General features: G+C 53.6%; 11 protein-coding genes. 3 read left to right on the forward strand and 8 right to left on the reverse strand.

The window, feature by feature from the left end:
• Nucleotides 1-40: 40 nt before the first annotated feature.
• Nucleotides 41-1,363, reverse strand: a complete 1,323-nt coding sequence (locus HH215_RS19715; protein ID WP_169281448.1) for an ABC transporter substrate-binding protein — start codon at nucleotides 1,361-1,363, stop codon at nucleotides 41-43.
• A 227-nt stretch (nucleotides 1,364-1,590) separates the two neighbouring features.
• Here HH215_RS19715 and HH215_RS19720 point away from each other — a divergent pair, with 227 nt between their 5' ends.
• Both HH215_RS19720 and HH215_RS19725 read left to right on the forward strand, forming a co-directional pair.
• The gene (locus HH215_RS19720) at nucleotides 1,591-3,417 is read left to right on the forward strand and encodes a cache domain-containing sensor histidine kinase (RefSeq protein WP_169281449.1); all 1,827 of its coding nucleotides are present in this window, start codon (nucleotides 1,591-1,593) and stop codon (nucleotides 3,415-3,417) included.
• On the forward strand, nucleotides 3,410-4,954 hold the full coding sequence (locus tag HH215_RS19725) for a response regulator (protein ID WP_169281450.1): 1,545 nt from the start codon (nucleotides 3,410-3,412) through the stop codon (nucleotides 4,952-4,954). The genes HH215_RS19720 and HH215_RS19725 overlap by 8 nt, the downstream gene beginning before the upstream one ends.
• Before the next feature lie 80 nt (nucleotides 4,955-5,034).
• Here HH215_RS19725 and argH read toward each other — a convergent pair whose 3' ends face one another.
• Together argH and HH215_RS19735 are read right to left on the reverse strand one after the other, a co-directional pair.
• A complete protein-coding gene (gene argH / locus HH215_RS19730) occupies nucleotides 5,035-6,450 on the reverse strand; it encodes an argininosuccinate lyase (RefSeq protein WP_169281451.1) in 1,416 nt (471 codons plus the stop codon).
• A 246-nt stretch (nucleotides 6,451-6,696) separates the two neighbouring features.
• Nucleotides 6,697-7,938 carry an argininosuccinate synthase gene (locus tag HH215_RS19735; protein WP_169281452.1) on the reverse strand — a complete coding sequence of 414 codons (1,242 nt, stop codon included), beginning with the start codon at nucleotides 7,936-7,938 and terminating at the stop codon, nucleotides 6,697-6,699.
• Between the two features lie 30 nt (nucleotides 7,939-7,968).
• Here HH215_RS19735 and HH215_RS19740 point away from each other — a divergent pair, with 30 nt between their 5' ends.
• Nucleotides 7,969-8,106 (forward strand): hypothetical protein, encoded by a 138-nt coding sequence (locus tag HH215_RS19740; protein WP_169281453.1) that lies wholly within the window; start codon nucleotides 7,969-7,971, stop codon nucleotides 8,104-8,106.
• A 433-nt stretch (nucleotides 8,107-8,539) separates the two neighbouring features.
• On the opposite strand, the gene argF is transcribed toward HH215_RS19740, so the two are convergent.
• The 5 genes from argF to argC form a co-directional block, all read right to left on the reverse strand.
• Nucleotides 8,540-9,499: an ornithine carbamoyltransferase gene (gene argF, locus HH215_RS19745; RefSeq protein ID WP_169281454.1), complete on the reverse strand. Its 960-nt coding sequence runs from the start codon at nucleotides 9,497-9,499 to the stop codon at nucleotides 8,540-8,542.
• Nucleotides 9,500-10,017: 518 nt separating this feature from the next.
• Nucleotides 10,018-11,208, reverse strand: a complete 1,191-nt coding sequence (gene argD / locus HH215_RS19750; protein WP_169281455.1) for an acetylornithine transaminase — start codon at nucleotides 11,206-11,208, stop codon at nucleotides 10,018-10,020.
• Nucleotides 11,209-11,250: 42 nt separating this feature from the next.
• Nucleotides 11,251-12,042, reverse strand: a complete 792-nt coding sequence (gene argB, locus HH215_RS19755; protein ID WP_169281456.1) for an acetylglutamate kinase — start codon at nucleotides 12,040-12,042, stop codon at nucleotides 11,251-11,253.
• A 14-nt stretch (nucleotides 12,043-12,056) separates the two neighbouring features.
• Entirely contained in the window at nucleotides 12,057-13,286 is a 1,230-nt protein-coding gene (gene argJ, locus HH215_RS19760; protein ID WP_169281457.1) for a bifunctional glutamate N-acetyltransferase/amino-acid acetyltransferase ArgJ, read from the reverse strand.
• Between the two features lie 29 nt (nucleotides 13,287-13,315).
• Nucleotides 13,316-14,368: an N-acetyl-gamma-glutamyl-phosphate reductase gene (gene argC, locus HH215_RS19765; protein ID WP_169281458.1), complete on the reverse strand. Its 1,053-nt coding sequence runs from the start codon at nucleotides 14,366-14,368 to the stop codon at nucleotides 13,316-13,318.
• Nucleotides 14,369-14,448 lie beyond the last annotated feature (80 nt).

Here is a 14,448-nt window from a genome sequence, read left to right on the forward strand (position 1 = left end):
CCTTGCGTCGGCCTCTTCTTCGGCGGCTATGCCCCGCGGCTTACCATCCCGGTAATTCAGCGGCTTTAGCCAACTCTTCGACCTTCTCGTCCCAAGCTTTCAACACTTGTTTCGGCGTTTTCCCTTTACCGAACATGTCTTGATAGAGCCGGAACAGCTCGGACGTATCCACCGCGATCAAATCGTTGTATTGACGTACGACTTTTCCTTGGGAGATATACTCGTCGTACTCGCCCTGCATTAATGGATTAAAGTTTACTTCGATATCCTTGAACGCCGAGAACCTCGGATCTTCCGCGTATTGGATGCTCATGATGTCCGGTTGGCTCCAGAAATCAAGAAACTTCTTCGCTTCCTCGACGTTCTTGGAGTTTTTCGAGATAAACCAGCCCGTCACGGTGCCGACGGTCAAGTCGGGATTATCAACGCCCGGCGTAGCGAAAATGCCATAATCGCCGACCTTGTCTCCCGCTTCGAGGAAGTCTCCCAGCACGGTCATCGCCGCTTTGCCGGAGTTCATCGCCGCTCCCAAGCCGTCGAAGCCCACGGAGAGATGATCCTCGTTCACGTAGCCTTTCTCGAACAGCTGCATCACTTGTCCCAGAGCTTCCTCGAATCCCGGAACGTCAGCATGCTTGAGCTGGTTGGAGTTGATTTTGTCCATGATGTCGGTTCCTTTAATGACTTCCGAGAACGTGGTCAAGCCCCAGATTTGCGCGACCCATCCGTCTTTGTTCCCGAGGTAGAACGGCGTAATGCCGTTCGTCTTCAACGTCTCGCACACTTGCAGAAGCTCTTCGAACGTCTTCGGCACGCTCAGATTCAGATCGGCAAACATTTTTTTGTTGTATACGATGCCCAGAGCCGATCCTGAAGCGGCGAACGGCAAATTGTAGATGCTGCCGTTTATTTTGATAATCTCCGGATTAACGAGTCTCGCGACCCACGGCTCGTTGGACAAGTCGACGAAATTGTCGGCCGGATTGTATCTTCTCGCCATGTCCGAGACGTTGTGCCCGATGATGTCCGGCAAGTTTTTCGTCGCGATGCGCGTTCTAAGCAACGAGTCGTATTGGCTGCCGTCAACGGTTTGAAGATCGAAAGTCACATGCGGGTTCCGTTTGCTGTACTCTTTCGTAATCGTTTCATAAAATTTATTGTTGCCCCCGACCATCAGAGAGAGCGTGACTTTCTCCGGCGCGGGATCCGGGCTGGCCGATTGACTAACCTCAGGCGTTTCCGTCGCGGGCTGCGAGCCGCTGGCGGACGGTTGGGCCGTCTTCCCGGATCCGCATGCCGCGAGCAACGTCAGAGAGATACACATGAGGAGCACGATCACGGATTTCTTTTGGCGCAAATTCACTTGCTTATTCCCCCGTTCGTTTGGATGACTGATTCGATTCGTTTGCGATGGACATGTCCCGATCTCTATTGTAAACGCGTTCATTTTCGATAAGAATAGATCAATTAGGAAAGTTGCATGCACGATTTAGCACAAAAATCCTTTCCCGCGGAAAGGTTTGACGGATTCCCGATCCATTTGATACATTATGCTGAAATGCAAGATCATCCAGAAGCGGGGTCGACCGGATGTTTCGAAACTGGAGCCTTCAGAAAAAAATATTCGCGACGTACTCTATCATTATCGTGCTTATAATCGTCTGCTTCGTCGCCGCGTTCGCGGTTTACGCGTCGAAAATGATTCAGAATAACATCTATTCCGGCACGGAACGCCTGCTTCAGAAAATCACGGAGCAATTTGACGGCTTGATCGGAGACATGGAAAGAATCAACGTCAGCCTTCTCATGGACGAAAACTTGAACAAGCACCTTTACAACCCCGGCAGCATCCCCGGCCTCGGCGTACAAGAAACGAGAAAGCTGACGAATTCCATTTTCTCGATCAACGGCCCGTTCAGCTCCGCCTATAAGATCGTCGCCTTTAATTTCGAACACGAATACGCGCTCTCTCCGCAATCCGTCGATAATGCCGATACGCTGTTCAAAGCCGGAATCGAAGGCATTCCGATCTTCGAATCGCTGGCGAATAGCGACGGAGGCTTCAAGCTGCTTCCCCCGCACAACGACAATTGGTCCCAATTGCAAGTCCCGGTATTTTCTCTAAGCCGTAAAATCATGGACACGGCGGGCAAGGAATACGGCTATATCGAAGTTCAGCAAAGATATAGCGACCTAAGCAGGCTATACGATTCCGATCCTTCCATCGATTCGGAGTTCTATATCTTCGACGAAACCGGAAATCTCTTTTATCCCCAGCCATCGATAGAACCATTGAAATCTCCCGAAGACGCCGCTTTATACCGAACGTCCGTTTTCGACGGCAAAAGCGGCTCGACCACCGTCAGGAACAGCGAGGGAGAAGATCGCCTTCTGACGTACCGCCAATCTCCGCTCACCGGACACGTCATCGTCATCTCCCAATCCCGGCAAGAAGCGCTTGCCTCCGTCCATCTGCTCAGCACCTTGATTACGAGCGCAGGATTGCTATTCCTGATCGTCACCCTGATCGTTCTGTACAGCAGTTCGAAGAGATTGACCCTCCCGCTTCGTACGTTAGGCGGTTCGCTGAAACAAGTTTCATTGAGCAACCTTGCGCTGAATATCGAAAATACGGACAAGAACAATGAGATGCAGCTGCTAGACCGCATGTTCAAAAAGATGTTCTCGCGTTTGCAGCATTCGATCGAGCAGCTTACGGAAGCCAAGGAACGAGAGGCGAAAGCACAACTTCTCGCGCTTCAATCCCAGATCAATCCGCATTTCATCCATAACACGCTGGCGACGATCGGAGCCGCGGCCAAACATGCCGATCAACGCGAGAAAGTGGCGGAGATGTGCAGGCAGCTCTCATCTCTGCTGCATTACACGACTTCTTCGGCCGACTGCGTTCGGGTCGAGGACGAGCTGCAATATACGAGAAACTATCTGAATCTACTGAAATACAGATATGAGGAACATTTCGGCTTCGCGATCGACGTCGATCGCGAACTTCTTGATATCGAAATCCCGAGAATAACCATTCAACCATTCGTCGAAAACGCGATGAAGCACGCTTTTAACAGCGTCCCTCCTCCATGGCATATTCGTATTTTCGGCTCATGTCGGGAGAATAAGTGGGAACTATCGATAAGCGACGACGGGGCAGGCGCCGACGAAAACCGGTTGAAAGCCATCCGTGAACGAATCGATGCGATTATCGCGAACGGCGAACGGTCGGAAGACGCCGCTTCGACGGAGACGGAAGATGAAGGGTTGGGCATCGTCAACACATTTGCGAGGCTTGTCCTCTTGTTCGGGGAAAATACGTGGATGACGATCGAAAATCTTCCCGAACGGGGGCTGCGCGTCTCATTCGGGGGAACGATCAACTCACGAGCGGAGGGACAACATGTATAGAGTCATGGTCATAGAAGACGAACCTCCATTAATTCGGGATATCCAATACGAGATCGAGAGAATCTCCTCTTTTTTCAAGGTTACGATGACGGCCATTAACGGCGCCGAAGCTCTGAAGAAACTGGAAACGGAAACGCCCGACGTTATTTTCACCGATATTCGGATGCCGGTCATGGACGGGCTGCAACTGATCAAAGAAGTCCGCAAGCGCGACGCCGATATTCCTTTCGTCATTCTAAGCGGGTACAGAGACTTCGGCTATGCCCAAGAAGCGCTGAAATTCCATGCTTACGATTATCTATTGAAACCCGTCTCCCCTGACGATCTGCAAGAAGTGCTGCATAAGCTTCGGTCGAAACTGGATGGTACGAAGGAAGAGAAGGTTAGGTCTGCGTTGGCCTCGGCACTGCACGGAGAAATGCTCGAGAACGAAGTCGACGAACTCTTCTTGAAAGGCAGAACGGCCGTGTTGTTGGTTGCACACTGCGGAGGAATGTTTGCGGAAGCGAGCGGAACGACTCCATCGATGGCCTTGCCTACCAACTCGGAAATCGAAATTCGGCTGGCTAACATGCTCGGCCCGGGCAATAAGATACATGCGTTTAACGGCAGCGCTCCCACGGAAAAAATCGCGATTTTCGTCTGCGACGACGAAGGAGCGCAGGTAACGGAGGATTCGGCGGAGTTGGCGTTAGCCCTGCAAAACTCGCTAAGCGCGCAGTCAAGGACGACGATCAACGTCGCGATCGGCGAGCCGATCGCCCGATTGCGCGACATCGGCGCTTCGCTCTTCTCGCTTAGAAAGCTGCTGCGCCAAAGGTCCGAGTTCGGCGTGTCGAAAATGATAAGGGAACATTCGACTTCTCAAGAGGAACCGAGTTATCCGGTTGCCATTCTGTCGGATGCACGCATAGACTCGTTGCGGACGATGATCCAACTGCAACAAAAAAGCCTGTTCAAAGCCGAAATGTCTTCTCTGTTCGAAACCTGGCAAAGTTCCCGTCTTCATGCCGTAGACTTTGCGGCACTTCTAAAGAGGACGATCCATGCCTTAGGGGACGCTCATTGGCCGCAATCGTCCGAGATCGATTCCGTCATCGACGAAGCGATGAAGAGCCGTTCTTCCTACGATGCCGTCCGCGATGAACTGTGGCCATGGCTTGAAGGTGCCTTGTTCGAGAATGAAAGCCCGCGAAATTCTCCGGAAAGCGTCGTGGACTTGCTGGACGATCATTTAAGAGCCAACTGCCACTCGAACATAGACATCAAGCGGTTGGCTTTAAGCGTAGGACTTACCGCTCCTTACTTAAGTAAACTATTCAAGCTCTATAGGGGAATGCCTTTAATCGAATACGTGTCCTATCTCAAGATCGAGAAAGCCAAACAATTGATCCGCTCCGACCCGAACTTGCTCGCGAAGGAAATCGGCGATCTGCTCGGGTTCGCCGATCCGTTTTATTTCAGTCGTCTCTTTAAGAAGTTCGAAGGATGCAGCCCTTCCGATTATCGAAAACGCTTAGAGGTTCGGAATAAGTAACCCAGCCCTCCTCAAGATAAAAAAGAAGCGCGCCCTCGCGATTATGGCTGGGGCACGCTTCTTTTTTTTAATTCTCCGGCTTACCTGCTTTTCGCCTCGTACTCCGAGATCCACTCGGCCGTTCCGGCCAGCCCGGTTTCGGCGCGAGCGATAGCCGCCTCCACCTGAGGCGTAGCCGTACCGCCGTAGACGTTACGGGCATTAACAACGGCCTCCGGCTGCAACACCGCATAGATCCGGTCGTCGAACAGTTCGGAGAACTGCTTGAATTCTTCTAACGTAAGATCAAGCAGGAACTTGTTTTGTTGGATACAGTACAGCACAGTCTTGCCGATGACTTCGTGCGCTTGGCGGAAAGGCAAGCCTTTGCCAACGAGGAAGTCGGCGATGTCCGTCGCGTTGGAGAAGTCTTGATCGACCGCGCGGCGCATCTTGTCTTTGCGAACCTTCATCGTCTCGATCATAGACGCGAATAGCTGCAGCGCTCCCTGAAGCGTTTTGACGGTGTCGAACATGCCTTCCTTGTCTTCCTGCATATCTTTGTTGTAAGCCAGCGGAAGCGACTTGAGGACGGTCAGGAGGCCGATCAAGTTGCCGTAGACGCGACCGGTTTTACCGCGAACGAGTTCGGGCACGTCCGGGTTCTTCTTCTGCGGCATAATGCTGGAGCCCGTGCAGAAAGCATCGTCGAGCTCCACGAACTGGAACTCGGTGCTGGACCAGAGGATCAGCTCCTCGCTTAAGCGCGACAAGTGCGTCATGATCAGAGAAGCGCCGCTCAGGAATTCCACGATAAAATCGCGGTCGCTGACGGCATCGAGGCTGTTCTCGTAAACGCGGCCGAAGTTAAGCTGGCTCGCCGTGAAATGGCGGTCGATCGCGAAAGTCGTGCCTGCTAAAGCACCTGCTCCAAGAGGGAGGGAGTCTATCCGCTTGTAGCTGTCTTGCAGGCGCTCGATATCGCGGCCGAACATCGATACGTAAGCCATTAGGTGATGCGCGAACAGGATCGGTTGCGCCCGTTGCAGATGCGTGTAGCCCGGAACGATCGTATCCAGGTTTTGCTTGGCTTGTCCGATCAGCGCGGCTTGCAGCTTATGAAGCTGATCCACGAACTCTACCACGCGCTTGCGCAAGTACAAGTGCATGTCCGTCGCCACTTGATCGTTACGGCTGCGGCCCGTGTGCAGTTTGCCCCCGACCGGACCGATCTCGTCGATCAGCGCTTTCTCGATATTCATATGAATATCTTCGTCGGAGATCAGGAATTGTTGCTCCCCGCTGCGGATACGCTCGCGAACTTTGAGCAATCCCGCTTTGATCGTTTCCACGTCGTCCGCGGGCAAAATGCCGCAATGTCCCAGCATCGTTACATGCGCTAGGCTACCTTGGATATCTTCTTCGGCCAATTCTTTGTCGAACGTAATCGACGCCGTATATTCTTCCACTAGCTGGTCCGTTTTTTTCGTGAAACGGCCGCCCCATAACTTACTCATGTTCGGTATACCCCTCTGCTTTGATTTAATGCCAAGCATAAACGGCTACCGCCGTCCTTAGGGATGGCGAGGGAACGTTTATGTCGGAGGTCATTCAGAAATGAATATGCGTAAACATATAAATTCTGAATGATCTAGTAAAACGGCAAAAGGGGAGCGCCGTCAGCGAAGGTGCCTCCCGCATTGCCCCGCCTGGCGGGGGATGGTTCGGCAGGCTTCGCGCCCGGATCTCCCTTTTGTCTTTTATCAGTTAATGCCGGAAGCGCCGGTAACGCCCGAAGATACCTTCAGGCGAAGCGCGTTCAGGCGGATAAAACCGGTAGCGTCGCCTTGATCGTACGCTTGCGTAGGGTCCGCTTCCATCGTCGCGATGTGCGGATTGTAGAGGCTGACCGGGCTCTTCAGTCCAGCCGCCATGATATTGCCTTTGTACAGCTTCAGACGGACCGTGCCCGTCACGTTCTTCTGGCTTTCGTCGACCAGCGCTTGAATCGCGATGCGCTCGGGCGCGAACCAGAAACCGTTGTATACCAGGGAGCTATATTTGGAGATCAAGGAGTCGCGAAGATGCATAACGTCGCGGTCCATGGTCAACGATTCCATTTTGCGATGAGCGGTGAACAGGATGCTTCCGCCCGGAGTTTCGTACACGCCGCGGCTCTTCATGCCGACAAAGCGGTTCTCCACCATATCGACGCGGCCAACGCCGTGCTTGCCGCCGATTTCGTTCAGCTTCTCCATGACGGCGAGCGGGCTAAGGGCTTCGCCGTTAATCGCTACGCAGTTGCCGCCTTCGAAATCGAGCTCGATATACTCGGCTTGATCGGGAGCTTTCTCCGGAGAAACGCTGAGGACGTACATGTCTTCGACATCGGCTGCGCTCGAATCGAACCATGGATCCTCGAGCATGCCGCTCTCGAAGCTGATGTGCAGCAGGTTGCGGTCCGTGGAGTACGGCTTGGAAGCCGATGCCGTGACCGGAATGCCGTGTTTCTCGGCATAAGCGATCATCTCCGCGCGTCCGGGGAAAGCTTCGCGGAACGCCTCAAGACGCCAAGGAGCGATAACTTCGATGTTCGGAGTCAGAGCCGCGGCCGTCAGTTCGAAACGGACTTGGTCGTTTCCTTTGCCCGTCGCGCCGTGCGCGATAGCCGTTGCGCCTTCCGCGATGGCGATTTCAACCATGCGCTTCGCGATCAATGGACGAGCGATGCTGGTGCCGAGCAGGTACTGGCCTTCGTACAAAGCGCCGGCTTGGAACATCGGGTAGATGAAATCTTTCGCGAACTCGTCGCGAAGATCGTCGATGTACACTTTGGATGCGCCGGTTTTGAGCGCTTTTTCTTCCAAGCCGTCGAGTTCGTCCTTCTGGCCGATGTCGGCGGTGAAGGTGATGATCTCGGCGTCATACGTTTCTTTAAGCCACGTTAGGATAACCGAAGTGTCGAGGCCGCCGGAGTAGGCCAGCACGATTTTATTTTTTGCCATGGGGATGAAAGCTCCTTTAGATTAGTTGTGTTGCTGGTGTTGCTGGTGTTGCTGGTGTTGCTGGTGCTGCTGGTGTTGCTGGTGTTGCTGGTGTTGCTGGTGTTGCTGGTGTTGCTGGTGTTGCTGGTGTTGCTATCCCGTTCGCTCAGGAATAGGAAGTCAATTTGACCGGATAATACCGCTGTCCTGCCCATATTGCCACTATCCCGTTCGCTCAGGCGAAAATGATAACATTATAGATCCGTAGTGTTGCATGCAGACTTTATCGACTTAGAGTAAATCTAAATGTAAAATATACACTTAATTACACGTGTAAAAAGTACTGACAGTTACGCAAGTGTAAAACATACACTTAGTTTAACAACATCTTGCCTGTCGTCGATGATTCACTCTATCTAAGTGTAGATATTACAATTAGTTTTGATGAAAACCATGCTCTCTTCCTATCTAAGTGTAGAAATTACAATTAGTCTTGAATAGCGAACGGTCTCCCGTGCATGTTCGGGCCGGTTAAGCAGCTCCTGGCGGGTTATTCGGTCAGTTCGAGCATGTTCGGACTGTTTAAGCCGCTGCAAGCGGGTTAACGCGGCGAGATCCGTGATTACATAATCGCGGCCATGATTGCTTTCTGAGCGTGCAGGCGATTCTCGGCTTCGTCGAAAATGACGGAGTTTTTGCCGTCGATGACGCCTTCCGTCACTTCCTCGCCGCGGTGCGCGGGCAGGCAGTGCATGAAGAGATAATCCTGCTTCGCATGGCTGACGAGCGCTTCGTTCACTTGATAGTTCTTGAACGCTTTCTCGCGTTCCTTCTGCTCTTCCTCGAACCCCATGCTCGCCCAGACGTCCGTATATACGATGTCCGCGCCTTCGATCGCTTCTCGGGCATCCCGCAAAATCCGTACGCTGCCGCCCGTTTCCGCCGCTGCTTCGATCGACGACTTCACGGAACGTTCGTCCGGATCGTAGCCTTCCGGAGATGCGCTGGCGAAGTGCATGCCAAGCTTAGCCGCGCCCATCATCAGTGAGTGAAGCACGTTGTTGCCGTCGCCTATGTAGGCGACTTTAAGCCCTTCCAGCTTCCCTTTATGCTCCAATGCCGTCTGGTAGTCGGCAAGAGCTTGGCAAGGATGCGATTGGTCGGACAACGCGTTGATGACCGGGATGGTCGCTCCGCGCGCCAGCTCCACGACGTTGCGGTGACCGAACGTGCGCAGAATCATCCCGTCCAAGTAGCGGGACATGACTTGAGCCGTGTCGAGAATCGTCTCGCCTCGTCCCATCTGAATGTCGTTACGGCTAAGGAACAGCGCTTGGCCTCCCAATTGGTACATGCCGACTTCGAACGATACGCGAGTACGCGTGGACGACTTCTCGAAAATCATGCCGAGAGACTTGCCCTTAAGCGGCTGGTACGCCTCTCCTGCCTTGTGCTTGCGCTTGATCTCTATCGCCAAATCCAGCAGGTAGCGGATTTCTTCGGGCGAATAATCGACAAGGCCTAGAAAATCGCGGCCTTTCAGTTGCAATGCTATTTGTTCCAGGTTTGCAGCCGTAGGCATGGCAACCCCTCCTCTATGGTTAAGTGTCAGGCTTAACGGCAACGCCGCAGGGCAATCGCATTAGGAATCGAATCGCTTAGTATTTTAGGATCACTACACGAGTTTAGCTTCCATCTAACGGAAGCAGCAGCCGTTATTCTGCTCAAAAAGGTACTTCTCAAAATCTAACGGAAATGAGCGCTCTTATTTAAGTGTATTCCAGTGAAAACATGCCATTTGAGCATAGATAGAGGCGTTCAGCTCCGTTAGAATTTTAAAACCCTTATTTTCGACTAAATAGCGTCTGTGGCAGCCGTTAGAAACTAACGCATGACAGGTTGGCAATGTACGATCAATCGACGGACTGTAGGCGGCCTTACGTTGAAAAGGACCGTTACAGCAGCGAATTTTCGCTGGATTTAAACCGTTATACGCATTTAGCAGCAAAACAAGTCTAATGCGCTAGCCCTGGCTACCGTCCTTCGATGGCGAGGGAACGTTTAAGTCAGCGACGATTCAGAATGTCAGAATGCGTCTTCTCAAGAACCGACCGTCTTGGCCGCGGCCTGTTCCGTAAGCACGGAAGCGATCAGGCCGACCGCCGTATCGATCTCTTCGTGGGTCACGAGAAGGTTAGGGAGCAAGCGAATGACGTTAGGACCCGCCGGGACGACCAGCAACCCGCGTTTGTGCAATTCCGCAATGGCTTCGCCGGCAGGAACGTTGCACAGAATTCCGATCAGGAGGCCTTTGCCGCGTACTTGATCGACATTCGGCAATCCTTCAAGCTTCTCTTGCAACTGTCCGATTAAGTACTCGGAAGCTTCAGCCGCGCGTTCTACCACGTTTTCCTTCAGCATCGTTTCGATCGTCGCCGCTACCGCTGCCATCGCAATCGGAGTGCCCCCGAACGTCGTCGCATGGGCACCCGCCACGAATGCCGGCTTCAAGTGGGCTTTCGCCAGCATCGCGCCGACCGGGAAGCCGCTTCCGATGCCTTTCGCCAACGTGAATACGTCGGGCTCGACGTCGTAATGCTCATAAGCAAACATTTTACCCGTACGTCCCATACCCGTCTGAACTTCATCCAAAATCAAGAGAATGCCATGGCGATCGCACAGCGCGCGAACTTCCCTTAAGAAGTCCTGATCGACGGGGATAACGCCGCCTTCGGCTTGCACGAGCTCCAGCATAATAGCAGCCGTTTTATCGTTAACGGCAGCTTCCAAAGCCGCGATATCATGAAGAGGCACGTGCTTGAAGCCTTCCGGCAACGGCAAGAAGCCTTCTTTCACTTTCTCTTGTCCCGTAGCGGTCAAAGTCGCCAAAGTCCGGCCATGGAACGATTGGTTAAAGGTAATGATCTCGTAACGGCCGTTTCCCTTCACCTTCTGGTGATAACGACGCGCGATCTTGATCGCCGCCTCGTTCGCTTCGGCGCCGCTGTTGCAGAAAAATACGGCGTCGGCGCAGCTGTTATCCACGAGCAGTCTCGCCGCTTTCTCTTGGTTGGGATTGCTGAACAGATTGGACATATGCCACAGTTGATCCAACTGGTCCACGAGGGCGTTCTTAACGGCATCCGGAACATGCCCAAGGTTCGTTACGGCCAAGCCGCCCATAAAATCAAGATATTCTTTCCCTTGATCGTCCCACAGGCGGCTTCCTTTCCCCTTCACCAAAGTAATCGGAAACCTCGCATACGTCTGAAACAACGCGCTGTCGCTCATTTCGCTCTCTCCTTTTTTCAACCGATTATGATTCTCGCACACTTAAGACCTTACGATCCTCGTTCCGATGTTGCCTTCCGTTACCGCGCGGCTTAGCACGCGTTCCGCGGAACCGTCCACGATCAGCACTTCCTTCACGTTGCCGTGCAAGCAGCTCATCGCCGCCCTGACTTTCGGAATCATGCCGCCGTAAATCTCTTCGGTTCGAATCATTTCTTCTATGTCTGCAAAAGTAACCTGCGGAAGCACGACCTTCTCCCCGTTTACCGTGCGCATGATGCCCGGAACGTCCGTAACGACGATCATCGTATCCACGCCCAGTTCGGAAGCCACCGCGCCCGCTGCCGTATCCGCATTGATGTTGTACCGTTGGCCCGCGTCGTCTATGCCGATCGGAGCGATCACGGGTAAGTATCCGAGCTCGATGATGCCTTCAACAAGAGAAGCATTCACGCCGGTAACGTCGCCGACTAGCCCGACTTCATGCGCGTTGGCGACCGGCCTAGCCTCGATCAGTTTGCCGTCCGTACCGGAAAGCCCGATGGACTTGGCGCCGTTCTGTTGCAGCTTGCGTACGATTTCCTTGTTAATGCGTCCGGCCAGCACCATCTCGACGACGTCGAGAGTCGCTTCGTCCGTGACGCGAAGTCCGCTGACGAACCGGCTTTCGATCCCCAACTTGCCGAGCGTTTCGTTAATCGCCGGACCGCCGCCGTGCACGATGACGGGCTGCGTGCCGCCTGCTTGCAAATCCCGCAAATCCTCGAAAAAAGCATCCGGAAGCGCCGCTAACGTACTGCCGCCGCATTTCATGACAAATCGTCGTTTACTCATGCGTATCCGCTCCCTTACGTCCGATATGCGGCGTTGATGCGCACGTAATCGTAGGTGAGATCGCAGCCCCATGCCGTCGCTTGCCCGCTGCCCATGTTCAGGTTCACGTTGATGCCGACGGTATCGCCTTTTAAATACTCTAATGCTATCGCTTCGTCAAAAGGGATCGGCCGCGATTGCTCCAGCACGAGGATATCCCCCAAACGGATGTCTACAGTTGCTATGTTAACCGGCTGTCCCGCCCGGCCCACTGCCGCAATAATGCGTCCCCAGTTGGCATCCGCGCCGAATACGGCCGATTTCACCAAGCTGGATCCAATAATGGTCTTCGCGATCGCTTGCGCCGCTTCGTCAGTTGCCGCGCCGACGACCGTCGTCTCGATCAGCTTCGTCGCGCCTTCTCCATCGCGGGCAATCGCCTTGGCGAGCTCCGAGCAAACATGCCTCAAGCCGTCTGCGAATGCCGCGAAATCCGGATGGCTTCGCGTCAACTCCGCGTTCTCGGCCAAACCGCTTGCCATCGCCACCAGCATATCGTTCGTGCTCGTGTCGCCGTCCACGGTGATCATGTTAAAGCTGACATTCGTCACTTCGCGTAACAGCTCTTGCAGAAGCGAAGCGCCGATACGAACATCCGTCGTGACGAACCCGAGCATCGTCGCCATGTTCGGATGAATCATTCCCGAGCCTTTGGCCGCGCCCGCTATCGTCACTTGCCGTCCATCTACGGTCAAGGTTACGCAGCTGACTTTTTTCACGAGATCCGTCGTCAGAATCGCTTGACAGAAATCGTCGGAGCCTTGAATATCGTTTCGCAGCTTAGCAGGCAGCTTCTCGATGCCCGAGTTCACGCGATCCATCTTGAGCAACTCGCCGATCACGCCGGTAGACGCTACCGCCACTTGATCCTTGCTTACGCCGAGCGCTTCCGCCGTATTCGCTTGCATCGCGCGCGCATCCGCTTCGCCTTGCGCTCCCGTGCAGGCATTGGCGTTGCCGCTGTTCACGACAACCGCGCGGAGAATACCTCCCTCGCCAAGAGCTTCCCGGGTGACCAGCAGCGGTGCCGCTTGGAACAAATTCGTCGTATATACGGCAGCAGAAGCAGCCGGTACCTCGCATACGATAACGCCCAGATCGTGCCGATCCGTTTTTTTCAAACCGCAATGAAGGCCTCCGGCCTTAAAGCCTTTAGGCGTCGTAACGCCTCCGCCTTCCACGATCTCATAACGCTTATTTCCCATGATTGTCCGTCGTTCCTCTCGTCCGCGAATTAAGGGTAAACCGGGGTAAACTGAAGTCCGAGCGTCTCGTCCCAGTTCATCAATAAGTTCAAATTCTGAATAGCCTGGCCGGCCGCGCCTTTAACCAGGTTGTCGATGACCGAAATAAAAGTAATGCGCCCGGTTCTCTCGTCGACCGAGAAGCCGATATCGCAGTAGTTCGTGCCGAATACTTCCTTCGTCGCCGGCCATTTGCCATCCTGACGCACGCGGACGAATTTGCGCCCTTCGTAAAATTGACGATACAGCTCAACGAAATCCGCGCTCGACCGCTTCTCGGTGAGGCTCGCGTACATCGTGCACATAATTCCTCTCGTCATTGGCACGAGATGCGTCGTGAAAGTCGTAATGACCGGACGTCCGGCCGCTTCGGACAAAACTTGCTCGATTTCGGGGGTGTGCTGATGTTTGTTTATTTTGTAAGCCTTGAAATTTTCGTTGATTTCGGAATAATGAGCGCCTAAACTCAAGCCTCGTCCCGCTCCGGATACTCCGGATTTGGCATCGATAATGATGCTGTCGGGATTGATCCAGCCGGCCTTCACGGCAGGATACAGTCCGAGCAGCGCGGTCGTCGTGAAGCAGCCGGGATTGGAGATGAAGTCGGATTTCGCGACCTGCTCGCCGTATACTTCTGCAAGCCCATAGACGGCCCGTTGAACGAGTTCCGCGTCAGCCGGCTCGTGCTTATACCATTGTTGATACACTTCGCCCGATTTCAAGCGGAAATCACCGGATAGATCGATGACCTTAAGTCCCGCTTCGAGAAACTCGGGAACCAACTTCATGCTTATGCCGTGCGGCGTCGCCAGGAATACGACATCCGCCTTCGAACGGATGAGATCAACATCGATCCCGTCGAGCAGGTCCGTGCGGATTTCCGTCAGATGAGGAAACCCTTCCGCGATCGGAGTGCCCGAAGCGGAGGAGGAAATGACCGACGTAACGGTGACTTTAGGATGCGATTGCAGTAAACGAATAAGTTCGACGCCGCCATAGCCGGTAGACCCGACGATCGCCGCGCGGATTGAAGATGAATTCATAACGATTCCCCCAGACATAGCGTACTTATTGCTTTTATGAAAGTCGTTCAAAAATGTTTGCTTTTTGAACTTTCGCTTTT

The organism is Cohnella herbarum (assembly GCF_012849095.1).
Lineage (GTDB): Bacteria > Bacillota > Bacilli > Paenibacillales > Paenibacillaceae > Cohnella > Cohnella herbarum.